The organism is Mesorhizobium sp. M1C.F.Ca.ET.210.01.1.1 (genome assembly GCF_004791585.1).
In the GTDB taxonomy this organism is placed as follows: domain Bacteria; phylum Pseudomonadota; class Alphaproteobacteria; order Rhizobiales; family Rhizobiaceae; genus Mesorhizobium.
The window spans coordinates 1-23,139 of the sequence record NZ_SRUU01000034.1 but is presented as its reverse complement, the minus strand read 5'-3'; the positions used below and the strand labels follow the sequence as shown (position 1 = coordinate 23,139).

The following is a 23,139-nucleotide window of genomic DNA, read 5'->3' as shown; positions in this document are numbered from 1 at the left end:
TTGGCGCGACTGCGGCGATAAATTACAGCTTGATCCCGATGTTCTTGCTCTGCACATAGCCTAGAAGGGCTTCCTGTCCCTTTTCTCGGCCATAGCCGGAGCGCCGCGTCCCGCCAAAGGGCGTCTCGACACCGCCTACCCACCAGTCATTCACATAGACCTGGCCAGCGACGAGACGATCGGCCGTCCAAAGCGCCAGTTTGAGGTCGCGGGTAAAGACTCCAGCCGCGAGCCCGTAGTCTGTCCCATTGGCAATAGCGATAGCTTCCTCGGGAGTGTCAAACGGGATAACAACCAGGACCGGTCCGAAGAATTCCTCCTGCGCGACGCGCATATCTGGCCGAACGTCGGTGAAAATCGTTGGCGGCAAGAAAAATCCCTCGCGCGCGAGCCGCTTTCCACCTGTTGCCAGGGTGGCGCCCTCGGTAACGCCAACTTCACACAACGTCTCGATGCGCTGCAGCTGGCGCTCAGAGATCACGGGCCCCATGTCGCAGCCCTCAGCCCCCGGGCCGACAGTGCGTCGAGCTGCCTCGGCCTTGAGCTTTTCAACCAAAGGCCCGACGATTGAACGATGGGCCACAAGCCGCGAGGCGGCCGAACAGATTTGGCCGGCATGATGCAGTATCCCGCGGGCGATGTTTCGCGCCGCATTGTCAAGATCTGCGTCTGCATAGGCAATGGCGGCCGATTTACCACCAAGTTCCATGACGCACGGAATAACCCGTTCTGCAGCCGCTCGTAGCACGCTCTTTCCTGTTGCCACTGACCCAGTGAAGACGATGTGGTCTATATCCTTATGTGCAACGAGAGCCGCACCCGCCTCCGGGCCATATCCGCAAACTATGTTGACGGCGCCTTTGGGGACACCTGCGCGTTCGCAGGCTTCTGCCAATACGAACAGACTGAGAGGCGAGTCCTCCGGCGACTTCAGCACGACCGTGTTGCCTGTCACAAGGGCGCAGGCGATGGATCGCGCGCCCACCGGAAGCGGTCCATTCCAGGGCACGATCTGAGCGGACACGCCGTAAGGCATTCTAATCGTATAGTCGACGACGTTCTCGCCGAGCGGGATCTGCCGTCCTTCCAGCTTGTCGGCCATACCGCCGTAATACCGAAGGTAGCGTTGGGTGAGCTTCACCTCGTTGTAGCCGGCGGCGCGTGTCTTGCCGTTGTCGTGGACTTCCAGCTCCGCGATCTCGTCCGCAAGCGTTTCGAGCTCCTCGGCAATCGCAAACATCAGTTCGCCACGCGCCGCTGGCGTCAGCGACTGCAGCCGGCGTTCCTGGAAGCAGCGCCTTGCGGCGGCGACGGCCAGATCAATCTCAACGGCTCCTCCGCACGCGACCTGAGAAATGACCTTGCCAATGCCCGGGTCGACGATGGGAATCGATCGCCCATCTGAACTATCCAGCCATTCGCCGCCAATAAAGTTTCGCCAATAAGGTCGAATTTCCGCAGCCACGATGCACCTGATGTTTCTCTGACTATGTCTGAGGGTAGGGCTTGCGCAGGCAGGCTGCCAATGTCTTTCGTCGATAACGTGATGTAAATTTGGAATAGGGTGTCCATTCTCCACGACAGTGGCCCCCGTGCCCGCGCTGCCCTCAAGGAATGGCTTGATTCCTGAGTGCCGCCGTCCATGCCGCGGATGCATGGGAATATCCGAGTTTGGCATTCCACAAGGCGCGCGGCGTCGCGTAAACGAGGCGTGACGGCCCTGCTTGGGTGGCCGTGCGCGAGAGTGCGGCAGCATGGGTGTTTTTGATCGGCTTCGCCTTGATGGCAAGCAGGTGTTCATCACGGGCGGCAGTCGCGGGCTGGGGCGTGAAATGGCCCTCGGGCTTGCCGAAGCCGGCGCCGACATTACGATGGCGGGCCGCACAGCGGAAAGTCTGGACAAGACCGCCGGCGACATCCGCGCGCTGGGCCGCAAGGTCGCGACCATCGTTGCGGATATGAGCGATCCCTCCACCTGCGAAGCCGCCTGCCTTGAGGCGGTGGCCGCGCACGGGAGTTTTGACATCCTCGTAAACAATATCGGCGGGCGGCGGATGAACGTGCCTCTCGAGGATATGCCATTGGAACAGTGGAAGGGACTGGTTGACCTGAACCTGACTTCGACCTTCCTATGTTGCAAGCACATCGGCGGCGCGATGATCCGGCGCGGCCAGGGCGGGCGCGTGATCAACCTTGCCTCGATAAACGCCATGGTCGCGGGCCGCTACATCCAGGGCCGGCATTACGAGGCGGCAAAGGCCGGGGTGCTGATGCTAACCCGGAGCCTTGCTGTGGACTGGGCACGGCACGGAATCACTGTCAACGCGATCTGCCCGGGCATCTTCGAAACCGAGCCGAACAAGCTTTGGGCACAGAAGAACCCGGAAATCATTGAAGCCTATGTGCAGACCATCCCGATGGGCAAGCTGGGAGATCCCGAGGACCTCGGCGCACTGGCGGTCTATCTGGCGAGCGACGCCGCCCGCTACATGACTGGGGCGGCGTTGGTGATCGACGGCGGTTATGTATGCCTTTAAGTGCATGCCTACCCGCGCGACGCCTCCGCTACTTAGGCGCTGTGGCCAGGGCCGGAAGATCGAGTGCGAGGCCGCCCTGAAGCTCAATGCGCAGAGCGCCCGGTCACGATAGCCTCCATCTCTTGGCTTGGCGTTCCCTGCCCATCGCATGCCAAGGAGATTGACAATGCGCAAATATTCGATCGCCGCAATTCCCGCAGACGGAATTGGACCAGAGGTCATTGATGCAGGGATCACCGTGCTCGAGGTGCTGGCCGAGCAGCGCGGCGACCTGAAGCTGGAATTCAGCCACTTCGATTGGGGATCGGATTATTATAAGCGCAATGGCGTCATGATGCCGGCCGACGGACTGGAACGGCTCAGGAAATTTGACGCCATCTATTTTGGCGCCGTTGGCGCGGTCGACGTACCCGACCATGTCACCCTTTGGGGGCTGCGGCTGCAAATCTGTCAGGGTTTCGATCAATACGCCAATGTGCGGCCGACCAAGATCCTGCCCGGTATTGCTTCTCCGCTGCGCGACGTCCGGATCGGCGACCTCGACTGGGTGATCGTGCGCGAGAATTCCGAGGGTGAATATTCAGGCGCCGGCGGGCGGGTGCATCGCGGCTTGCCGGAAGAAGTCGGTATGGACGTGTCCGTCTTCACCCGCGTCGGTGTGGAACGCATCATTCGCTACGCTTTCCGGTTGGCGCAGTCGCGGCCGCGCAAGCTCCTGACCGTCGTCACCAAATCGAATGCGCAGCGCCATGGCATGGTGATGTGGGACGAGATCGCCGAGAACGTCTCGCACGAGTTTCCCGACGTGACCTGGGACAAGATGCTCGTGGATGCCATGACCGTGCGCATGGTGCTGAAGCCGCAGAGCCTCGACACGATCGTGGCGACGAACCTTCATGCCGACGTGCTTTCAGATCTCGCAGGCGCGTTGACTGGCAGCCTTGGCGTTGCGCCTACGGCCAACATCGACCCCGAAAGGCGTTTCCCGTCAATGTTCGAGCCCATTCACGGATCGGCATTTGATATCGCCGGCAAAGGCATTGCCAATCCTATTGCTACATTCTGGACCGCGGTGCAGATGCTCAGTCACCTGGGCGAGCATGGGGCGGCCGATCAGCTTATGCGAGCCATCGAGCGCGCAGGTGAAGCCGGCATAATGACGCCGGATGTCGGCGGCAAGGCAACCACGCGGCAGGTCACCGAAGCGGTCTGCAACGCCATACGGGGGTCAAGTTCAGCATAGTGGGGCGGCCATGATGGCTGGTCATGCGGCTCGTCGCGGGGCCATCGCTGACCGTGCCAGAACCATAGAATCTGCGAAATTCGCCGTACCAATCTTCAGAAAAAAGTACGGCGGACTGCCGCCAAGTCATTGAAAGCATGGTGATCCCGACAGGAATCGAACCTGTGACCTACAGATTAGGAATCAGAGGGGTGCTCATTTGAGTTCTTACCCCGTACGCAACGGAATACGAGAACATACGAAGGATATGGCTTGGCGAACCACCCGCTAACTGTTTGTTTTTGTTGACAAGACGACGTCCCTCAGCGACTAATATATTCGTTATTCGCCAATGGGTTACGAAGCGGTTCGCCAAAGTTGATTTCAACAAGCTGATCCAGCCACCCCCTGGGCGATCGAGAGTTCCGCCCCACACAATTTTTCAAAGGGTTTGGACGGCATCGCGAACATCCTCACATGCGCGATGACTCTAAGCGCTCAGTCCACCGCCGCGGCCGCTGGTACCCCGGAACAACTCGGCATGAAGGATGCCCTGCCGCTCCTGCGCGAGACCCTGAAGCAGGAAGCGGCGACGGACGAGGCGCTGAGCCAGCTGGGCGAGGGCGACGCCAACGAGGGGACGCTGCAGCCTGAACTTTGCGCCCGCCTCTCGACAAGGGAGGCGCGGCGAACTCAAAAAGCGTTCACTTCCACCAATCCAGGATCTCCTCGACCGTTCCGACCTCGACGTGGTGCGAATAGCGTTCGTTGAACAGCCTCAGGATGTTGTCGTAGCGACGTCGGACGTGCTGCAGATCGCGTCCTCCGCAAGCACGACGCGGACCCCAGATCGATCGCGCCCATTACCGTGGCGAGGACGCACATGTCGGCCTCGCCACCGCTGATGATGACGGTGTCGACCTCTTCCCTAATGAGGGTCCGCGCAAGCTGGCCCCCGAACCACGGCGAATAGACCGTCTTGTCGAAGGTACGGGCCGGCGGGGCGAATGCATCGCTAACTCGACGATGCCCCTGCCGGCCCTCTCCAAAGTCATCTCCTCCCAGCGCTGGAAATAGCTTCGCCACATGCCGTGTCGTTCGCCCGGTCGCCGAGCCGGAATGAAGCGCGTGAAAATCTGAAAATCGTCCGAGCAGGGTTCTTCTCAACCAATTGGATTGCCCTTGGCAATGTCGCCGGGAGCCAGTTCACGGCCCACGGGCCGGGCGGCATAAACATCTTTTGCATGTCGACACAGATATGTGCCGTCCTGTCGGAAAGGGGCCGCTCGACGGGCATCGTCAACCCGCTCGCCGGCGCCGAAACGCCTTCATGCCCTTGCGCAGGGATACTGCCGCCTCTTCAGCATCCTGCCAGCCTTTCAGCTTAAGTTTCTTGCCGGTGCCGAGCACGGAGGAAAAGAAGAACTGCTCGATCTCGCGGCGTAGTTCGTCGGGCACATGATCGGCCGCGACGGGCTCCATCAGGCGCATCCTCTTTGTGCGGACAGAAGATGTAGCGGTCATTGCGGATCTCATTGCCATCGGGGTCTTTCTGCTTGATGCGTAACGCTCCCAGCACTTCGCACTTGATGACGACGCCCGGTGCGGTCGCGGCCTGGTGGATCACCATGCCGTCGAGCGGATTACCGTCCTCTGCCAAGGTCGAAGGGATGAACCCCCAGTCGAACGGGTACGTGTTCCCGACTGGTAGGGGTGGCAAGTATTGGAAAACACCGGATTTCGGATCGTAGGCGATTTTAGCGGCGGAGCCTCTAGGCGTCTCGATGACGACCTGGAACCAGCTTTTCACCATTGCGGGAAGTTTGATGAGATTTTGCCATGATGCCTCCCTTTCCGTGGCTCTCGCCAACATCGTCGCGGCCATTTTTGCGTTCTTTTTCGCTGATCCATTCAGTACCCCCATCGGCGAGGTAGCGCTGCTCGGTCTTTTTGGCATCATCACGCAAGGTGTCGCCCTCGGGATCTACACGATGGGCGCACGACGCTTGCCCGCCGCTCAAGCCACTTTGCTCAGCTCGGCGCAGACGCCCATGGGGCCGCTCTGGGTCTGGCTGTTCTTTAATGAGACGCCTGCCACCGAAACCTTCGCGGGCGGCGCATTGGTGCTTGCGGCGATCCTGGGGAACATTGTCGTCGAGCTGCGGGCCAGACCAACTGCAGAGACCGCTTTATCGGGAAATCCGGTAGCCCTCGTTTAAATTAGCCACACCATCAGAATGTTTGACGCCCAGATATTAGGAAATCGCTAGAGTACTTGAGTAGGCGGTTTCCTACCGTCCCTTTCGTTGCCCGGAACAAGCAACTTGCGCCCACTGTGACATTTGCCGGGGCGCAGCGAAGGTTGCGTTCAGAGCCTTCCACGGACATTGCTCGTGCGGTCGGGCCGTCACTCCGGTAGCCCCGCGATGCGCATATGTGCGGCCCAGCGTTCGAACCGAACGGGGTCGGTGTATGAGTTCTCCCATTTCTTGCGTTGTTCGCGAATGGTATCGCCCGGCGAGTCCTTTAGGAAAACCGCAAGCGCTTTCTTTGCCTCCCGCTCCTTTCCCAGGCAAGCGTAGATCCCGGCAAGCATTCGATGTGCGCCGCTCGGAATACTGGACATTTTCCGCATCTCCGTCAGCGCAGCCCCGCAATCATTCTTTTCGTAGAGCGCCCAGCCCATGTCCCAATGGTACCAGTCAGGGTAGAAAGGATCGATGCCCATGGCCTGCTTGATCCGATCGATCGCTTCGTCGATGCGGCCGACGAAGAGCAGAGGGGCCGAGCTGGCTTCGAGGATCTCCGATTTGCTGGGGTTCAGGGCGATCGCCTGATCATACCGAGCAAGGGCCTGCTCCAACTCGCCGGCTTCGGTATGGATGCGGGCGCGAACATAATACGCGTCGGCGTCTTCAGGAGCGAGCAGGATAGCCTTGTCGGCGTACCAGGCGGCCCGCTTCAACGCCTCTTCGAAGGTGTATTCCTGCCGGTGCCACCCGAATACCGCGTCATTGCGATAGGAAAAGGCCAGCGCCATATAGCCGAATTGCGAGTTCGGATCCGCTTCGATCGCCTTCAGGTTCAGCTGCCGGAACAGATCGTTCCCCGCGGCAGAGAAATCCTTGTCAAGCTTGGAAAGCCCCATCAGGTGATAGTGGAGCGCGCTGACCCGGGCAGAGCTGCTCTCTGGCCAGGCGCGCTCGATCCTGTGCCCGACCCGGTCCGCAAGCGTGCGGATGATTTCTTCCTGGACGACGAAAAGATCGCCGATTTCACGATCGTAGGAATTGGCCCAGACATGTGATCCATCATGTGCATCCAGCAACTGGGCGGTCACTTTCAGCCGGTCTCCGATCTTCTGCTGGCTGCCTTCGAGCAGGTAGTCCACACCGAGGTCATCTCCAATTTGCCTGGCGTCGGTGGGCTTATCACGGTACCTGAAGCTCGAGTTCCGGGCGATGACGGCATAAGTCTTGCTCCGCGCCAGCTCGGTAATGACCCCGTCGGCAACGGCATCGCTGAGATATCCCTTATCGGCGCCTGTGCTCATGTCATCGAAGGGAAGGACGGCAATTCTCGGCATGTCGCTGGAACGAACCGTAGCGGCTCGCCAAATCTCGGCTCCGTGGTATGCGCCGACCGCTGCCGCGACGAAAACGATCGTAGCGAGAATGAAGCCGGCTCGCGCGAATCGTGACCTGGCTCGTCCCGTGGCGGCGGCGGCGCCTGGAGCAGTTGCCGACGGATCGGCATTCAGCCGATAACCCCTCTTGGGGAAGGTTTCCACGATTGCGTGCGCGTCCTCGCCCAACGCGCGGCGAATGTCGGCAATGCATTGCGTAAGACTGTCTTCGGTAACGAAGGTATCAGGCCAGACCGCCCGCATCAGCGCATCCTTGGACACGATCTCGCCCGCTCGCGCCGCGAGTGTTGAGAGCACCTCTGCGGACTGGCTGCGAAGATCTATCGCTTTGCCTTCAGCGGTCCGGAGTTCTCTCTTTTTCGTCAGGAAAACAAAACCGCCGAACGTGATCGTTTCAGCAGATTTCGGGTCAATTTCAGGAGGCTTTCGGGACATTTCACGCCCCTGACGCGCTTCCTCAGTCTAGCCAATTCGGCCGTCGCTTCCAAGCGATTCCACAAGCACCGGATTGGAAGGAGGAAGACATGAATCGCATCGGCCTTATGACCGCTGTCGCGCTTCCTTTGGCAGCGCAAACGTCCGCAGAAGCGGATTCCCGCATCGCGAAACTCTGTGGCCCTGACCATGTCAGGGCAATTAGGGGATAGCGATGGAACAGTTTCTTTTAATTACCTTTCTGTTAAATTTTGACGGCACTGTAGTAGCCGGAAATTATGAAAATGGCTTTCCTCCTAAGGTGTTGGCTTCAGAACCCGAATGCAAATATCTGAAACATCAAAATGAATTTATCGGGCCTCCTGTTGGTCTGAAATATCTTTCAACCGCTTATGTATGTGTGAGAAAATAGACGATTATCGCGCCTGGTTATCATGCTCAGGCGACGTCCCAACCCCAGCGGTTACTATCTCGCTAGCCTCAGGCAGCAGGTCAGCGAAGGCGACCCTCGCATAATCCTGAGCACGAACGACGATTTCTATCTCTGTACCCGACCGGCCGCGACTCCCGATATGGAATCTACAAAGGCGCTGTTGCTGATGCGCGAACGCATCGTGAGTACCTATTCGTGCCAGTCATGCGGCGCGACACTCGTCGGCCATCCTAAGCCGCCGATAACCATCGAGAGGAGGATTCACCCCCTAAACCGCGATCGGTCACACGGTATCGACATGCTTCCGTTCTCACTGGGCGCCGTCGGGCTGATGACGTCAGCCTCGGGAGGCGCCTGGCGTAAGGGCCACTCAGTCGAAGGACCGCAAACCACCTTTTGCGGACCTGGGCCCGACACAGACCAAATGACTGCAGCGGGTCAAAAGCCGACCACTAGCAGGCGGTTCGCCTAATTTCGGCCGTGGAGTTTTGTCGTCCACTGAACCGTCCCGAACTGCCGGAAACCACGCCCTAAGCGAACACTCGTTCGCCCCGGCCGAATTCACACCCATCGCCCATTTGAAGCTCGTCGTCCTCACCACAGAGGGATCACGCGAAGTCGCGGGCGCAGGTCTCATCGCTGATCGGGTGGCTGGAGGCGGAGGCCAACGCGCGGCAAGCAATCCCATGACAGGTTGCTCACCCACCGCATCGAACCCTGCAAGTGTTTGCTGCAGCAATCGCCTCGCAAACCAGGCTCGCGACCTGGTGCGTTGTTGCTGCTTCGATGAACTGGATGCGACCACCGACCGGGATCATTGCCTGCAGGATCTGGCGCCGATCGATCAGCGCCATGTCCCTGCAGATCGTGCCCATTGCGTCGAAGTCGACGAAATAGGGCTAGAGCTGGCGTCGGGTTATGGCTCGGCGGAGTTCGCCGAAGTCGGAAAGGCCCAGTTCATTGATCATGATAATTTCGCCGTCGATGACCGCCGCGCCTGCGAGGACCTGGGCGGCGTCCCTGGTGATCTGAGGATACCGCCCGGAGAGCGCTCAGGGGTGAAGCGACTGTCAGTGGGCGTTGGCCGATGGCGCCGTCTTGCCGTCAATGGCCGACGGCATGCTCCTGGTCGAGGCGCCCGTCTGTGTGTCGGTAGCCGGCACTGTGTGATCCTCACCCGACAGCGGACTACCTCCGCCCGGCACAGCCTCGGCTGTTGGAGCAGTGTTGTTTATGCCATTCTGGAACGGTTGGCTCGAGGTCGTCAAACCGCCTGCCGCTGTGGCAGTGAAGAGGTGGTCGGCGGCTGACGCGGGGCCAGCGAGCAGCGAAAACGTTGCAATGAAAATAAGCGTACGCATCATCGGTTCTCCAAGATTGCAAGGAGTTCAAGTCCCGTCCGATGCGCGACCTTGAGGTGCTCGGAAGGTCAACAGCGGCGGGGGCGGCCGTCCCTTCGATGTCTTCAACGCCTTGCTTCGTCGCCGTATTCCCGAAAATCGCGGGGCGACGGTAAGCGCGGCCAATGATCAACCAAGGATCGAAGTCCTCAGCGGCATAGAAATTCCCTTCAGATACGGAGCGTCTGCAGTTGCCCGCACTCGGCGACGAAAGTGCCACTCCTCAACATGACGAAGTAGCCGTGCGCTTGCTCCGTCTGGACCAGCATGCGCCGCAGGTAGCTTGCGTAGCAAACCTAGCTCGACCATGAGATCGCGCTCACGCGGCAGCCGGTCGCCTGGTTCAAAATAACCGTCATACAGCCACTTCGGCAGACGCAAGCAGACTTTTTTCCGCAACCAATTTGATCCATCTTGACACCGGTTGCGCTACCAATGTCATATTGGTTCCAGAGATTGGTTGCGCGCAACTGCTGGAGGCAGCGAGCCGATGAGTGTGACTGATGGCAAGGGATAGATGCGTTGCAGAGGGCGCCGTCACCGACGGCAGCCGGATCGATGGTCACAGTCGCCAAGCAGCAATGCATGAACTCGCGCAGACGACGGACAACTGGGCCCGGCCCGGTGATGAGAAGATGCAAGCCGAATGGGACCCAAGACGCCATGACATACCCCCGGTTCTCAAGGTTCATGAACTCAGCAAGGCTTTCGGCGCAGTCAGGATCCTCAACGACGTTACTTTCCGGATGGCCGAGGGGGAGGTCATTTCCCTTATCGGCGCGTCCGGCTCGGGAAAGAGCACGTTGTTGCGCTGTATAAATTTTCTGGAGACGCCGACCTCAGGGAGGATCGAGGTGATGGGCGACGCAATCTCCATTACCAATCGACCGGGGAAGAGCGAAATCACCAACCGTGCGAAGATCCGGCTCTTTCGCCAGCGGACTGGCATGGTGTTCCAGAGCTTCAACCTGTGGCCGCACCGCACCGTGATCGGCAACGTGACGGAGGCGCTCGTCTACGTGCTTGGGAAAGGATGGCGGGAGGCCGAGGATATGGCCCTTTCGGCTCTTTCCAAGGTGGGCATGGCCGAGTTCCGCGATCGCTATCCCAGTCAGCTTTCGGGCGGTCAACAGCAGCGCGTGGCGATCGCGCGGGTGCTGGCGATGCGACCAAAGATCATGCTTTTTGACGAGCCCACCTCCGCGCTCGATCCGGAACTAGTAGGCGAGGTGCTGAAGGTGATCCGCACGCTTGCCGAGGAGGGTGCGACCATCCTTCTCGTCACCCATGAAATGCGGTTTGCGCGCGACGTGTCGAACCGAATGATATTCCTGCGCAAAGGTATGCTTGAGCAGGACGATGCGCCGGAAGAGCTATTTCGCAACCCCGCCTCGGAGGCGGTGAAACGGTTTCTCTCCAGCGTCATGTCAGCCGCCGCGTGAACGCGGCTTTCTTCAAAATAAAGAAAAAGGGGTAACACTCATGCTTTCAGTTCAAGCGTTTCGCTCGATTTTCCTGTCGGGTTTCATGCTCGCCGCCGTAGCCGGAGCCGCGCGCGCCGAGGAAGGCGTCCTACGCGTCGGTACGGAGGGCGACGCGCCGTTGTTCAGCATGGCCGACGCAAACGGAAACGTCACCGGCTTCGACGCCGATGTCGCCAACGGCATCTGCGCCGAACTCAAGATGAAGTGCAAATTCGTGGTGCAGGCTTTCAGCTCGCTGGTTCCCTCTATGGACAGCGACCGCTTCGACGTGATCATTTCCGGCCTCGGCATCACTGCCGAGCGCCAAAAGAAGATCGACTACTCCATCCCGTACGCCACGACGCCGCTCTATTTCGTGGTCCCCAAAGTCTCCCCCCTTGCTGGGCTCAAGAGTCTCGAGGAGATCGAAAAGGAGCTCGCTGGAAAGAGCGTCGGCGTCGTGACAGGCACGACCTACGCCAAATTCATCGGCAAACGCGCAACCGGCGCCGACGTCAAGACTTACGATGCCACCACGCAGCAAACCGCTGACCTTGCCGCTGGCCGTCTGGAAGCTGCTTTCGGCGACTCCCCGACTTGGATGGATTTCCTCGCTACGCCGGACGGTGCCAACTTCACGAAGATCGACGTGAAGATTACGGCGATGAACGATCCTGAAACCCTGGGCCACGGCATGGGCGTCGGTTTGCGCAAGGGCAATGCCGAACTGAAAGCCAAGGTAGATGCCGCGCTCTGCAACTTGATCAACGGAGGTAAGATCAGGGAGTCTTCACTCAAGTGGTTCAAGGACGACTACACCATTCCCTGCAAGAAGTGATCCTCTCGCAACAAACGGCCGTCGCAGCCCGCGACGGCCTGACGGGTGTCGTCCATGTTTGAAATTTTCTGGTCGCTGATTGTGGAGCAGGGCTGGGGGCTCGCTTTGCTGCGCGGCGCCTTCGTCACGATCTGCATCGGTGTGCTCGGCATGGTGATCGGGTTGATCGCAGCCGTTCCGTTTGCCATCGCCCGCTGGCAGCGAGTCCCGGTGCTGTCCCAGGTGGTCGACGTTTACAGCATCGTCGTCCGGGGCGTGCCGGGCCTTCTTGTGATCTATCTCCTGTTCTTCGGCTCCGTAGACTGGGTGCAGAAGGTCGCCGTCGCCTTCGGTTACCGGGACGTGGCTGAAAGTGCCTATCCTTCCATCATTGGCATCCTCGCCATCGCGGCCATCTCCTGCGCCTATTCAGTCGAGGTGATGCGCGGCGCTTTGGAAGCCGTTCCCAAAGGCCTTCTTGAAGCCGCGAAATCTCTGGCGTTGCCGCCCCATGTCGCCTTTTTCCGAATTACGTTGCCACTCGCGTTGAGACTAGCTCTCGGTGGGATCAACAATGTCTGGCAGATGACGATCAAGGATACGTCGCTCGTTTCCATCGTCGGCATGCAGGAACTGATGCGCATGGCGGTCATCGCGGCCGGCATTACGCGTTCGCCGCTTCTTTTCTATTGCATTGCCGCTTGTCTGTTCTTCGCCATGACAGCAGTCAGCCAGACCCTGTTCGGCTTGGGTGAGCGCCATATCAACCGCGGCTTCAGCGGAGGTTAGAATGGATTTCACCATTGTTGCCTATGCGATCCCGTTCCTTCTCACCGGCGCAAAGACCACGCTCCTGATCTCGATGTTCGGCGTGGGACTAGGACTGCCACTGGGCATCCTCGTGGCGCTCGCTCGCACTTCGCGCAATCGCTTGGTTTGCAAGGCGGCCGACGCCTATTGCGCTGTCTTTCGCGGCACGCCCATGCTGGTGCAGATATTCGTGATCTACTATGGACTAGGGCAGGTCGGGCTCTTTCGCTCCAACCCGGTGATTTGGTGGCTTATCGGCGACGGCTTGCACGCAGCCATTCTCGCGGTCCTGTTGAACACTGGTGCCTACACAGCCGAAATCTTTCGCACCGCCTTCCTGTCGCTGCCGCGCGGCCTGATCGAGGCGGCGCAATCCTGCGGCATGTCGCCCTGGATTATCTTGCGCCGGATCAAGTTTCCGTTGGCTTTGCGACAAGCGCTGCCATCCTACAGCAGTGAGGTTGCCATCATCGTCAAGGAATCCAGCCTCGCCTCAACCATCGCTGTGCTCGAAATCACCGGTTGGGCCAAACGCCTGATGAGCGAAACCTTCGCCATTATGGACATCTTCATCATCACTTCCGTCTTCTACCTCACCCTCAATGTCGTCGGACTGACTGCCTTGAAGCTTCTGGAACGGCAACTTTGGTTCGAACGGCGTTTAACGCGCACAAAGGCCACATCCCCATGTCCAAGTTGACGTTCATCGACCAGAATGTTCTTCCGCGCCCACGCGAAGGGCAGCCTCTGCCCGACCGTCTTGTAGAGGGCGATCCACGTTTTCTGAGCTGGGATATCGCCCAGACTGCGGACGGCGCCGTGAAGGCAGGGGTCTGGGAGGTCACGCCCGGCGCTTATCGTTCGATTAAGGGCGAGACTTTCGAGTTCTGCTACATCCTTTCGGGTGTCTCCGAACTCACTGAGGATGGCTGCCCGCCGCGCCGCATCGCGGCTGGCGACGCCTTCGTCATGCACCCGGGTTTTAGCGGCGTATGGCGCGCCATCGAAACCACGCGCAAACTCTGGGTCTCACGTGATTGACCGGTTGTGCTTGCCCGCGCTTATCCGACCCAAAGCTGGTATGTTCCCATGACCGCCGACTCCGCTGGCCTCTTCAAATCCACGCCCTATTGGTGGGAGGATTGCACCTTCTCTCGCCTCCCAGTCCGACGCGTCGGCTCCAAATGCGACGTGGCGATCGTTGGGGGAGGCTATGCAGGACTTTCGGCGGCCATCGAGCTTGCTCGTGCCGGTCGCAGTGTCCAGCTTTTCGATCGCCAGTCGCTGGGGCAGGCGGCTTCCAGTCGTAACGGCGGCATGGCGAGCGGGAGCATTCGACCTGGGCGCAAGGAGTTGATCAGAAGATTCGGCGAGGCCCGCGCCACCGAGATCCTGATGGAGGGAAAGGCCGCACGAGAAGATCTATGGGCCTTTCTGAAAGAGGAGAATGTGGATTGTGACTTCCGTCTCTGCGGCCTGTTCGTCGGCGCGATCAACGCGGATGAATGCGACGAACTCAGCCGCACCGCCGATCTACTGCGGCGCTTTCTGGGCATCGAGGCTCATCCCGTCGCCCGGTTGGAGGTCCCGGCTTATATCGGGACGGATTTCTACATGGGTGGTTTCGTGCGGATGGATACCGGAGGCCTGCATCCGGCCAAGCTGCTTGCGGGTATGATACGGGTGGCAATGGCAACGGGGGCGGTAATCCATGAGAACACAGCCGTTACCGGAACGATCGCCGAGGCCGGCGGGGTCCGTGTGAGAACGTCGCGCGGTGACGTTCTCGCCAGGAAGGTGCTGATCTGCACGGATGCCTATACCGACGGCTTCGATCCTTGGCTGCGACGCCGTATTGTGCCGGTGCGCAGCCGCATCATCGCTACCGAGCCCTTGGCAGAAGGTGCGATGGACCGGTTGATGCCGAAGCGCATGATGTATGGCGACGTACGCCAGCTCAGCTATTACTATCGCCCTTCGGCGGACGGATCGCGCATCCTCTTTGGCGGCAGGGACGGTACGACGGCGGGTGACGCGCTGGGGCCGACCACCCATTTGCGCAGCGAACTTGGCCGGATTTTCCCCGAACTGAGGGGCGTCGGCCTGACCCATAGTTGGTTTGGCCAAGTCGCCATGCATCGCGACATGGTGCCGCGGATTTTCACAGCGGGCGACACGGTTTACGCCACCGGGTTCTGCGGCTCCGGAGTGGTCTGGGCCCGCTGGCTGGGCAAGAAGGCTGCCTTCAAGATCCTCGGCGAAGCCGAAAAGGCGCAGTCCGCCTTCGATTTCGATTCCGCGCCGAAGGCCGTACCGTTTTACCGCGGCAAGCCGTGGTTCATCCCGCTTGTCTATTCCCTTTACGAATGGCGCGATAAGCGTGCGATACGGCGCCGGCAGTCCGAAGCAAAGCGGCGATGACCTTGCTCGTCCTTGCGGACGGGCCCGCCGCGCACATCGCCGGAACCTTCGGATCTCATTTATCTGACACCCACTTCACCAGGACTCCCGGGGGGCGATCGCGCCCACCGCGTCCGTCGTTGAAAGTGTCAGGTGCCCCGCCTTGAATAGAGCGACAAGCGATTAGCGTTCGAAGGCCGCCATCCCGCTCCTAATCTCAAATCTTCTTTGGCGATGAAGCCTACTCAGCCCATTGTCTCTGATCCGAGTATGTTGGCTCTCGCGGTCAAGATATGGCTGTGCATTCTTTGTTCGGCCTGCCCACCATCGCGGTCAGTGATCGCCTGTAAGATCGCGCGATGATGAGCCGTATACTCCTGCATACGCTCTTTTGTCAGAGACAGCTCTTTCATGCGGCCCCAAAGACGCCCCGCCCGAAGGGAGTGAATACCTTCGTAGAGCGAGGCCAGCAATCCGTTGCGGGCCGCCGCCACTACCAACTGATGGAACGCGGCGTCCCAACGCTCGAACTCCGCCAGCGTCGCGGCGGTACTGCCATGCTGGATGACCTTCCGCATCTCTTCGGTTTCGTAAGGGGTCGCCCGCAACGCCGCGAGTGCGGCCACCTTTGGCTCGATGATTAATCGTGCTTCGAAGACCTCAGCGGGATAGGTCCACAGTTCCTTCCGGGAGGCATCGTGTGCTCGGTACGGAGCGCTTGCGGTTGCGCCGCGCTCGGCGACGAAAGTGCCACGCCCCACGTGACGAAGGAGGCGCCCTTCTTGCTCCATCTCGGCCAGCATGCGCCGGAGGGCCGTGCGGGGCAAGCCTAGCTTGACCGCGAGATCGCGCTCGGGTGGCAGCCGGTCGCCTGGCTGCAATCCTGCCGCCTCGATGAAATCCCTCAAAACGACGGTCATGCGGCCACTCCAGAACGAATAGGGCTGATTTTCTCCGCAACCAATTTGATCTATATTGACACCGGTTGCAATACCAATTTCATAATGGTTTCAGCAATCGACAGACTGGTTGCGCTGTTTTCCAAAGGCGCGAGAGGATGCGTGTGAGTCAGACAGCAAGGGATATCGAAGCTTTTTGCGCGGACGCTGCGGCTATCATTGCAAGGGCTCCTGTAGATCTGCTGGTGGGCGGCAAATGGACAAGTGCAACCGGCAGCAATCGGTTTGATGTCGTCGATCCGTCCAATGGGCGCACGATTGCATCTGTCGCAGACGGCGCAGTCGTCGACGCAATCCGGGCGATCGATGCCGCGCAGGCCTCTGCGACGATGTGGAGGCAAACACCCTCACGCCGGCGATCGGATATCCTGATGCGCTGCCATCAGCTCATGCTCGATCGTGCCGAATGGCTGGCGCAACTGATATCGCTGGAGAACGGCAAGGCGCTCCCGGACGCTCGCGGCGAGGTAACCTATGCCGCAGAGTTTTTTCGTTGGTACGCCGAAGAAGGGGTGCGCACTCTCGGCGACATCGGCCACGCGCCGGGGGGTGCAAACCGAATTCTGGTTCAATACCAGCCGATTGGCATTGCCGTTCTCATCACGCCTTGGAATTTCCCTGCTGCCATGGCGACCCGCAAGATCGCGCCGGCGCTCGCGGCGGGTTGCACCTGCGTACTAAAGCCAGCGGCTGAGACGCCGCTGACCGCGTTGGCGATCGGCGCGATCCTCATGGAAGCCGGTCTCCCCGAAGGTGTCGTCAACATTGTGACGACTGCGGCCGCAGGGCCTGTGGTGAGCGCGATGCTGCACGACAGTCGGGTGCGTAAACTGTCATTCACAGGTTCGACCGCCGTTGGATGCATCCTGCTGCGCGAGGCCGCCAACCGGGTCATCAGTTGTTCGATGGAACTCGGTGGCAACGCTCCTTTCATCGTGTTCGATGATGCGGATCTTGAGGATGCCGTCGCCGGCGCCATGGTCGCCAAGATGCGCAACGGCGGAGAAGCCTGCACTGCAGCGAATCGCTTCTATGTGCAGCGTGGCGTCTACGACGCCTTTGTCCGCCGGCTTACCGAGCAAATGTCGTCGCTTTCAGTGGGGCCGGGTCTTCAAGCGACGACTCAGCTCGGGCCGCTTATTACAGCGACCGCGGTGGAGAAGGTCGATCGCTTACTGAAGGACGCCGTTGCCCGTGGGGCGCGTATCGAAACGGGCGGAAAGCCGGGCTCCGGGGAGGGCTTCTTCTATCCTCCTACAGTGCTAGCCGATGTATCTCCCGATTCCGACATCGCGAAGGAAGAGATCTTTGGGCCGGTCGCAGCGGTCACGCCCTTCGATACGGAAGACGAAGCCGTACGGCTAGCCAACGACACCGAATATGGCCTCGTCTCCTACGTGTTCAGCGGTGACCTCAGGCGCGCCCTTAGCGTCGCCGAGCGCATCGAAAGTGGGATGGTCGGTATCAATCGGGGCGTGGTCTCGGACCCGGCAGCGCCGTTTGGAGGGATGAAGCAGAGCGGGCTCGGCCGGGAGGGAGGGCATCACGGCCTGCTAGAATATCTCCAACCAAAATACATCGCGACCAACTGGTAACGATATGTTCAGACCGGCAACCGGGATCGAAACGGCCGGCACCACATATGGCAAAAATTGGCCCAAAATTTTGCCCGCATGCAGAAAAAACGGCAAGGGGGAGGAAATTGTCCCGGCGACGGCTCAGACATGGGAACTGCCAAGTCGGGAGCTATATATGGCTTTTGGCGAACGGCGATCGAGGTAGGTCTGCCCGATCGCCTGTCGGGCTGGAATCCGTGTCGTCAAAGCGATCTCGTGCGCATTTCCAGCTTCTCACGAGGCGGGCCGGTGAGGAGTCGTATTGATTTGACACCGACACTGAGCGAACGGGCGCTGCGCTGACGACCAACGAAAGTGTGCCACCGGTTTTCCAATCGAAGTAGCGGTGGCGAAAGTTATCGGAAAAGGCTTCACCGCCATGAGAAGCAAGGGAGGATTTGCAAAATGGCTATAATCGACCGTTTTTTCTCGCGTCGCCGGTTCCTTGGCGGCAGCGCCATGGCCATCACGGCCAGTGCACTGGGCATGCCCTCCGTGCGAACGGCGCGCGCCCAGGCAGCGACCTTCAAGGCCGGCGTGATCACCTCGCTCTCGGGCGAGAACATTCTTGGCGGCAACCTGACCAAACAGGGCTATGATCTTTGGGCGGATGCGATCAAGGCCAAGGGCGGCGTAGAGGTAGCTGGTGACCGCTTCAAGGTCGAGATGTTCTACGGCGACGACCAAAGCAGCCCGGCGACGGGTGCAGACGCCGCCGAGCGGCTGATCGTGCAAAACGGGGTCGACGTGCTGTTCGGTCCCTACACCAGCGGCTCGACGATCGCCGTACAGCCGATCTGTCAGAAGTATCAGGTCCCGATGATCTCCGGTTCGGCCGAATCGCCCAATGTCTGGAAGGCGAAGCCTGAGTTCAATTTCGGCATCATTCCGGCAGTGGACACGACTTCGGGCCTGTCGTTAGGGGTGTTGGCGAAGCTTTCCAATCCCGCCGCCAAGACCGTGGCAGTGATCAGCGTCAACGAGCCGTTCTCGAAGGAAACGGGCGAAGGTTTTCGCGACGGCGCCAAGGCCGCCGGCCTCGAGTTGGCCACCTACGAACTGGTACCGCCGGAAGGGGACCTCACGCCGGTCATCTCCAAGATCGCCGCGCTTAATCCCGACATCGTCGCGGTCGGTGGCCATGAGGAGGTACTGATCAATGTGGTCAAGACCTCGAAGTCGCTGAATTACCGGCCGAAGGCGCTGATCATGCACTACGGCATCACCAATCCCGCCTTCGCCCAGGCGCTCGGCGCCGATGCCGACGGCACGACGGGTGTGGTGGTATGGCTGCCTACTGTGTCCTACAAGGACGACCTATTCGGCACGGCCAAGGACTTCGCCCAGATGGCGCAAAAGAAGTTGGGAGGCGAGCCGGACTATACAGCCGCGGCCTGCGCGGCCAGCGGTCTGGTGCTGGGCGATGCGCTGAAGCGCCTCGGCAAGAAGCCCGCGCTGACGCCGGAGGACCGCGTGGCGTTGAAGGATGCCATCGCCGAAACTGACATCCAGACTTTCTACGGGCCAATCAAGTTCGAGAAGGACGGGCCGCATTATCACGACAACATCCAGCCCGTGCCGGTCCTGGTCCAGATCCAGGGCGGCAAGACCGTCGCGGTCGGCCCGAAGGAGGCTGCGGCGGCCGACTACATCTACCCACTGCCGGCCTGGAAATAGGCGTGCCGGGCAGATGCGGACGGTTTCGCCGCCCGCATCTGCTGGTAGGTGCGGCACCCATTGGGCATAGCTGTGAAACGATGGACTGTTCCGCTTCGCCCATCCGGGCTTGCCAGAATATCCGCCTTCCCGTTCCTTGACGAAAAACGGATGCCGCCTTGGATCTTTTTCTCCAGACCTTGCTGAATGGCCTTCTGATCGGAGGCGTCATCGCCACATTTACCATCGCCTTCCAGCTGGCCTTCGGCGTGTTGCACGTCATCGACTTCGCGGTCGGCGGCTGGGTCGTGCTGGGCGGCTACCTCGGCTACTATGTCACCGCCTGGCTCGGGCTCGACGGCTTCATCGCGATCCCGCTGGCTTTCGTCCTTTTCGGCGCCGTCGGCTATCTGATCGGCCCGGTCCTTTACAACGTTCGTAACAGCCGCACAGCGCGACCGGAGTTGATGGCGCTGGCGCTCAGCTTCGGCTTGTTCACGTTACTGCGCGGCGGCATGCTGACCGCGTGGGGCTTCAACACCCGCAATGTCACTACCACGCTGAGCGGCGAAAGCCTGGCGATCGGCCCGGTCACGGTTCCGTTGATCCGGGTTGTGGCAGCAGTGTTCGCCGCGGCGATTGCCGGCGGGCTCTTCCTGTTTCTCTATCGTAGCCGCTACGGACTGGCGATCCGCGCGACTGCCGAGAACCGGCACAATGCCGCGCTGATGGGCGTCAACATCGGACGGCTGAGCGCCAATGTCTATGGGCTCTATGCCGGCATCACCGCCATGGCCGGTGTCCTGATGGGGGCGATCTATTCGGTCAATCCGGAGGTCGGTTTGCGCTACACGCTGTTTGCCTTCTTCGTAGCCGTGCTTGCCGGTCTGGGTTCAGTCGAGGGCGCGCTGGTGGCGGCGCTTTTGCTAGGCGTCATCGAAGCTTTCGTTTCGACCTATGTCGGTGCCAGCTATTCGCTGCTGGCGATCTTCACCACGCTGTTCTTAGTTCTTTTGATATCCCCGCGTGGGATCCTGCGGCGGGGGCTCTGATATGGCGCTAATACCGACAAACCCGCAATGGCGAGGCCTCGTTCTCCTCGCCATCATCATCGTCGTGCTAGGCGTCCTGCCCTGGACGGTGAACAATTACTGGCTGCGCATTGCCACCGGCGCACTGATGTGGGCGGGGCTCGCTTGCTCATGGAATATGCTGGGCGGATATGCCGGCTACATCAATTTCGGCCAGTCGGCCTTTTTCGGCCTCGGCGCCTATGTGACCGCGTTCCTGATGGGCGATCCGTTCGGCTTGCCCTTCTCGGCTACGATTCCCGCCGGCATGGTGGTGACCGCATTGTGCGCCGTCATCATCGGCGCACCGACACTGAGGCTGCGCGGCGCCTACTTCGCCATCGCCACCTGGGCCTTTGCCGAGGTCCTGATTCAGTTCGCTTCGGCGATGGACTTCACCGGCGGCATCGGTGGTATCGGACTGCCCCCGTATCTCAACGAACGCTTCTTTTATTTCGCCATGTTCGGTACCGCCGCGCTGTCGTATTTCCTCACCTGGGCGCTGTTCGAGCGTTCCCGCTTTGGGCTGAAGGTGAAGGCGCTACGCGACCACGAGCCAGCGGCAGAGGCGATGGGCATCAACACAGCCCTGGTCAAACTGCAGACTTTCGTGCTCAGCGCTGTCACTGCGTCCGTCTTCGGCGCCATCTTCGCCTACTGGGTCACCTTCATCAATCCGAAGTCCGTTTTCGGCGGCGACATCACCGACCAGATGGTCGTGATGGTGCTACTGGGCGGCCTGGGCACACTGTGGGGACCGGCAATCGGCGGCGTCGCGTTGTTCGTCGTGAACCGGCTGATTTGGATGTATTGGGGCGACACCGCCTTCTACATCGCCATCCTCGGCACCGCCATCGTCTTGGTCGTGCTGTTTCTGCCGAACGGTATCGCCGGGCTGTTCGCAAGGCGCAAAAACGACGCGCTTGACAAAGTCCTGGACAAGCTGGTCGGCAGCGGTGAGGGAGGTCACCCATGAGCGGAGGGATGCAGTCGGCAGCCGATCCGATCCTGAGCGTGCGCGGGCTCTTTAAGCATTTCGGCGGCATCAAGGCCGCCAACGGCGTCGAACTAGTGGTCGGGCGGCACGAAATCGCCGGACTCATCGGCCCAAATGGCTGCGGAAAATCGACGCTGTTCAGCCTCGTCTCTGGAACGGTGATACCGGACAAGGGCGAGATCCGCTTCGACGGCCGTGCCGTCGCCGGAATGAGCGCGCACAGGATCGCCCGGCTCGGGCTCGCCCGTACCTTCCAGATCCCGGCCCTGTTCGACAATATGACGGTGACCGACAACCTTCTTGCGGCGGCGGCGGAAGGTCACTGGCAGGGCGCATACGAGCGCGCGGCCGAGACGCTTTCCCTCCTCAAGCTCAATCATGTTGCCGACAACCGCGCCTCGGACCTGTCCGGCGGTCAGCAGAAGCTGCTGGAATTTGGCCGCGCCGTCATGCGGCAGGCATCGCTGATCCTGCTCGACGAGGTGACGGCAGGAGTCCATCCCAACATCCGCAAGATCATCCTGGAAGCGATTGCCCGGCTACGCGAACAGGGCGTGTCCTTCCTCGTCATCGAACATGACATGGAGATGGTTCGCAACGTCTGCGACCGAATTATCGTCATGGATTCGGGACGGGTGGTAACCACCGGCTCTTTCGAGGACATCGTGCGCAGTTCTGAAGTCATGCAGACCTACCTGGGACGCCCGCAATGAGCACGCTGGCCTCCGAGAACATCATCACCGGCTACGGCAAGCAGGAGATCGTCCATGGCATCTCACTGACGGCCGAGCTCGGGAAAATCACCTGCATCTTCGGGCCGAACGGCTGCGGCAAATCCACCTTGCTAAAGGCCATCGCCGGGGCGCTTCCGGTATGGAGCGGCGCCGCCCGCCTTGGCGACACTGTGCTTTCCAATCTGCCCGTGCACGAGGTGGTACGGCAGGGACTGGTGCTGATGCCGCAGGGCGGCGGCGTATTCCCGCGCCTGACGGTGGTGGAGAACCTGCGCATGGGTGGTTACGCTATCGCCGACAAGCGGCTGGTGGAAAGGCGCATTGAGATGTTGATCGGCCAGTATCCGTCGCTGGCCAGGCGGCGCAAGACGGCGGCCGGCGCGCTGTCGGGCGGCGAGCAGGCGATGCTGTCGCTGGCCCGCGCACTGGTTTCGGAGCCGCGCTTTATCCTGCTCGACGAGCCCTCCGCCGGCCTGTCGCCGGCCATGGTGATCGAGACGCTGGAGCGCATCACGACGCTGACGAAGCAAGGCATTGGCATATTGATGGTGGAGCAGAACATCCGCGAAGCCATGCCGATTGCAGACAAACTCTACATCTTGGCCGCCGGCGAGAAACGTTTCGAGGGCAGCCCGCAAGACGTGCGCGACGACCGGCAGATCATGGACATTTACATGGGCGGAGCCTGAAGGCTCGAACCCAGTCATGTACGAACGGGGCGTCGGACGATTAAACGCAGCGCCTTTCAAGCCAAAGAGCGAAGTGTAGTCGCGAGGCGGTGCAATAGTATGCGCCGAGATGCCGAACGTTGAGATGTCGGTTGTGTGCGTCAAGTTCTGCAAAAGGGGCGGCCATGAAGCTGGTCATGCGGCTTGGCGCAGGGCGAGCTTCTTGTGCTCGCGCAGGTCGTCCATGTTGATGTAGCGGTTGGCCTCCATCCAGTT

At 60.4% G+C, this 23,139-nt stretch carries 23 protein-coding genes and 1 pseudogene; 17 read left to right on the top strand and 7 right to left on the bottom strand.

What is annotated here, in order from left to right; genetic code table 11:
• Positions 1 to 22: 22 nt before the first annotated feature.
• A complete protein-coding gene (locus EN853_RS27745) occupies positions 23 to 1,465 on the bottom strand; it encodes an aldehyde dehydrogenase family protein (RefSeq protein WP_245517208.1) in 1,443 nt (480 codons plus the stop codon).
• Between the two features lie 289 nt (positions 1,466 to 1,754).
• On the opposite strand from EN853_RS27745, the gene EN853_RS27740 reads away from it, so the two are divergent.
• From EN853_RS27740 to EN853_RS27730, 3 genes are all read left to right on the top strand, one after another.
• A complete protein-coding gene (locus EN853_RS27740; protein ID WP_127862246.1) occupies positions 1,755 to 2,537 on the top strand; it encodes an SDR family NAD(P)-dependent oxidoreductase in 783 nt (260 codons plus the stop codon).
• A gap of 166 nt (positions 2,538 to 2,703) precedes the next feature.
• Positions 2,704 to 3,780: a tartrate dehydrogenase gene (locus EN853_RS27735; protein WP_127862247.1), complete on the top strand. Its 1,077-nt coding sequence runs from the start codon at positions 2,704 to 2,706 to the stop codon at positions 3,778 to 3,780.
• A gap of 520 nt (positions 3,781 to 4,300) precedes the next feature.
• Entirely contained in the window at positions 4,301 to 4,531 is a 231-nt protein-coding gene (locus EN853_RS27730) for a hypothetical protein (protein ID WP_167524625.1), read from the top strand.
• Here the strand turns inward: EN853_RS27730 and EN853_RS35355 are convergent.
• From EN853_RS35355 to EN853_RS34810, 3 genes and pseudogenes are all read right to left on the bottom strand, one after another.
• On the bottom strand, positions 4,453 to 4,845 hold the full coding sequence (locus EN853_RS35355; protein ID WP_348631613.1) for an isochorismatase family protein: 393 nt from the start codon (positions 4,843 to 4,845) through the stop codon (positions 4,453 to 4,455). The genes EN853_RS27730 and EN853_RS35355 overlap by 79 nt on opposite strands.
• Before the next feature lie 213 nt (positions 4,846 to 5,058).
• Entirely contained in the window at positions 5,059 to 5,241 is a 183-nt protein-coding gene (locus EN853_RS34815; protein WP_245517214.1) for a hypothetical protein, read from the bottom strand.
• A 124-nt stretch (positions 5,242 to 5,365) separates the two neighbouring features.
• Positions 5,366 to 5,572: pseudogene (locus EN853_RS34810) on the bottom strand (inorganic diphosphatase); the annotation flags it as partial.
• On the opposite strand from EN853_RS34810, the gene EN853_RS27715 reads away from it, so the two are divergent.
• On the top strand, positions 5,544 to 5,978 hold the full coding sequence (locus EN853_RS27715; protein ID WP_127862250.1) for an EamA family transporter: 435 nt from the start codon (positions 5,544 to 5,546) through the stop codon (positions 5,976 to 5,978). The pseudogene EN853_RS34810 and the gene EN853_RS27715 overlap by 29 nt on opposite strands.
• A 188-nt stretch (positions 5,979 to 6,166) precedes the next feature.
• Here the strand turns inward: EN853_RS27715 and EN853_RS27710 are convergent, their stop codons facing one another.
• Complete coding sequence (locus EN853_RS27710) at positions 6,167 to 7,840, bottom strand: winged helix-turn-helix domain-containing protein (RefSeq protein WP_127862251.1); 1,674 nt, start codon at positions 7,838 to 7,840, stop codon at positions 6,167 to 6,169.
• 214 nt (positions 7,841 to 8,054) lie between these two features.
• Here EN853_RS27710 and EN853_RS27705 point away from each other — a divergent pair, with 214 nt between their 5' ends.
• A complete protein-coding gene (locus EN853_RS27705) occupies positions 8,055 to 8,252 on the top strand; it encodes a hypothetical protein (RefSeq protein WP_127862252.1) in 198 nt (65 codons plus the stop codon).
• 719 nt (positions 8,253 to 8,971) lie between these two features.
• Here EN853_RS27705 and EN853_RS34170 read toward each other — a convergent pair.
• Complete coding sequence (locus tag EN853_RS34170) at positions 8,972 to 9,127, bottom strand: hypothetical protein (protein WP_167524628.1); 156 nt, start codon at positions 9,125 to 9,127, stop codon at positions 8,972 to 8,974.
• A 1,214-nt stretch (positions 9,128 to 10,341) separates the two neighbouring features.
• Between EN853_RS34170 and EN853_RS27695 the strand changes: the two genes are divergently transcribed.
• From EN853_RS27695 to EN853_RS27670, 6 genes are all read left to right on the top strand, one after another.
• Positions 10,342 to 11,115, top strand: coding sequence for an amino acid ABC transporter ATP-binding protein (locus EN853_RS27695; RefSeq protein WP_281061514.1), 774 nt, complete (start codon positions 10,342 to 10,344; stop codon positions 11,113 to 11,115).
• A gap of 85 nt (positions 11,116 to 11,200) precedes the next feature.
• Positions 11,201 to 11,974 carry a transporter substrate-binding domain-containing protein gene (locus EN853_RS27690; protein ID WP_127862274.1) on the top strand — a complete coding sequence of 258 codons (774 nt, stop codon included), beginning with the start codon at positions 11,201 to 11,203 and terminating at the stop codon, positions 11,972 to 11,974.
• A gap of 54 nt (positions 11,975 to 12,028) precedes the next feature.
• A complete protein-coding gene (locus tag EN853_RS27685; protein ID WP_127862254.1) occupies positions 12,029 to 12,742 on the top strand; it encodes an ABC transporter permease subunit in 714 nt (237 codons plus the stop codon).
• 1 nt (position 12,743) lies between these two features.
• Complete coding sequence (locus EN853_RS27680) at positions 12,744 to 13,463, top strand: ABC transporter permease subunit (protein WP_127862255.1); 720 nt, start codon at positions 12,744 to 12,746, stop codon at positions 13,461 to 13,463.
• A complete protein-coding gene (locus tag EN853_RS27675) occupies positions 13,451 to 13,804 on the top strand; it encodes a cupin domain-containing protein (RefSeq protein WP_127862256.1) in 354 nt (117 codons plus the stop codon). Before EN853_RS27680 ends, EN853_RS27675 begins: the two co-directional genes overlap by 13 nt.
• Before the next feature lie 48 nt (positions 13,805 to 13,852).
• The gene (locus EN853_RS27670; protein WP_127862257.1) at positions 13,853 to 15,184 is read left to right on the top strand and encodes an FAD-binding oxidoreductase; all 1,332 of its coding nucleotides are present in this window, start codon (positions 13,853 to 13,855) and stop codon (positions 15,182 to 15,184) included.
• Between the two features lie 224 nt (positions 15,185 to 15,408).
• Here the strand turns inward: EN853_RS27670 and EN853_RS27665 are convergent, their stop codons facing one another.
• Positions 15,409 to 16,083 carry an FCD domain-containing protein gene (locus tag EN853_RS27665; RefSeq protein ID WP_127862258.1) on the bottom strand — a complete coding sequence of 225 codons (675 nt, stop codon included), beginning with the start codon at positions 16,081 to 16,083 and terminating at the stop codon, positions 15,409 to 15,411.
• A 137-nt stretch (positions 16,084 to 16,220) separates the two neighbouring features.
• On the opposite strand from EN853_RS27665, the gene EN853_RS27660 reads away from it, so the two are divergent.
• The 6 genes from EN853_RS27660 (at position 16,221) to EN853_RS27635 (ending at position 22,884) form a co-directional block, all read left to right on the top strand.
• Positions 16,221 to 17,717 carry an NAD-dependent succinate-semialdehyde dehydrogenase gene (locus EN853_RS27660; protein WP_127862259.1) on the top strand — a complete coding sequence of 499 codons (1,497 nt, stop codon included), beginning with the start codon at positions 16,221 to 16,223 and terminating at the stop codon, positions 17,715 to 17,717.
• A 426-nt stretch (positions 17,718 to 18,143) separates the two neighbouring features.
• Positions 18,144 to 19,415: an amino acid ABC transporter substrate-binding protein gene (locus tag EN853_RS27655; protein ID WP_127862260.1), complete on the top strand. Its 1,272-nt coding sequence runs from the start codon at positions 18,144 to 18,146 to the stop codon at positions 19,413 to 19,415.
• 158 nt (positions 19,416 to 19,573) lie between these two features.
• A complete protein-coding gene (locus EN853_RS27650) occupies positions 19,574 to 20,446 on the top strand; it encodes a branched-chain amino acid ABC transporter permease (protein WP_127862261.1) in 873 nt (290 codons plus the stop codon).
• 1 nt (position 20,447) lies between these two features.
• The gene (locus tag EN853_RS27645; protein ID WP_127862262.1) at positions 20,448 to 21,440 is read left to right on the top strand and encodes a branched-chain amino acid ABC transporter permease; all 993 of its coding nucleotides are present in this window, start codon (positions 20,448 to 20,450) and stop codon (positions 21,438 to 21,440) included.
• Positions 21,437 to 22,174, top strand: coding sequence for an ABC transporter ATP-binding protein (locus EN853_RS27640; RefSeq protein ID WP_127862263.1), 738 nt, complete (start codon positions 21,437 to 21,439; stop codon positions 22,172 to 22,174). The genes EN853_RS27645 and EN853_RS27640 overlap by 4 nt, the downstream gene beginning before the upstream one ends.
• Entirely contained in the window at positions 22,171 to 22,884 is a 714-nt protein-coding gene (locus EN853_RS27635; RefSeq protein WP_127862264.1) for an ABC transporter ATP-binding protein, read from the top strand. The genes EN853_RS27640 and EN853_RS27635 overlap by 4 nt, the downstream gene beginning before the upstream one ends.
• Positions 22,885 to 23,139: the final 255 nt, after the last annotated feature.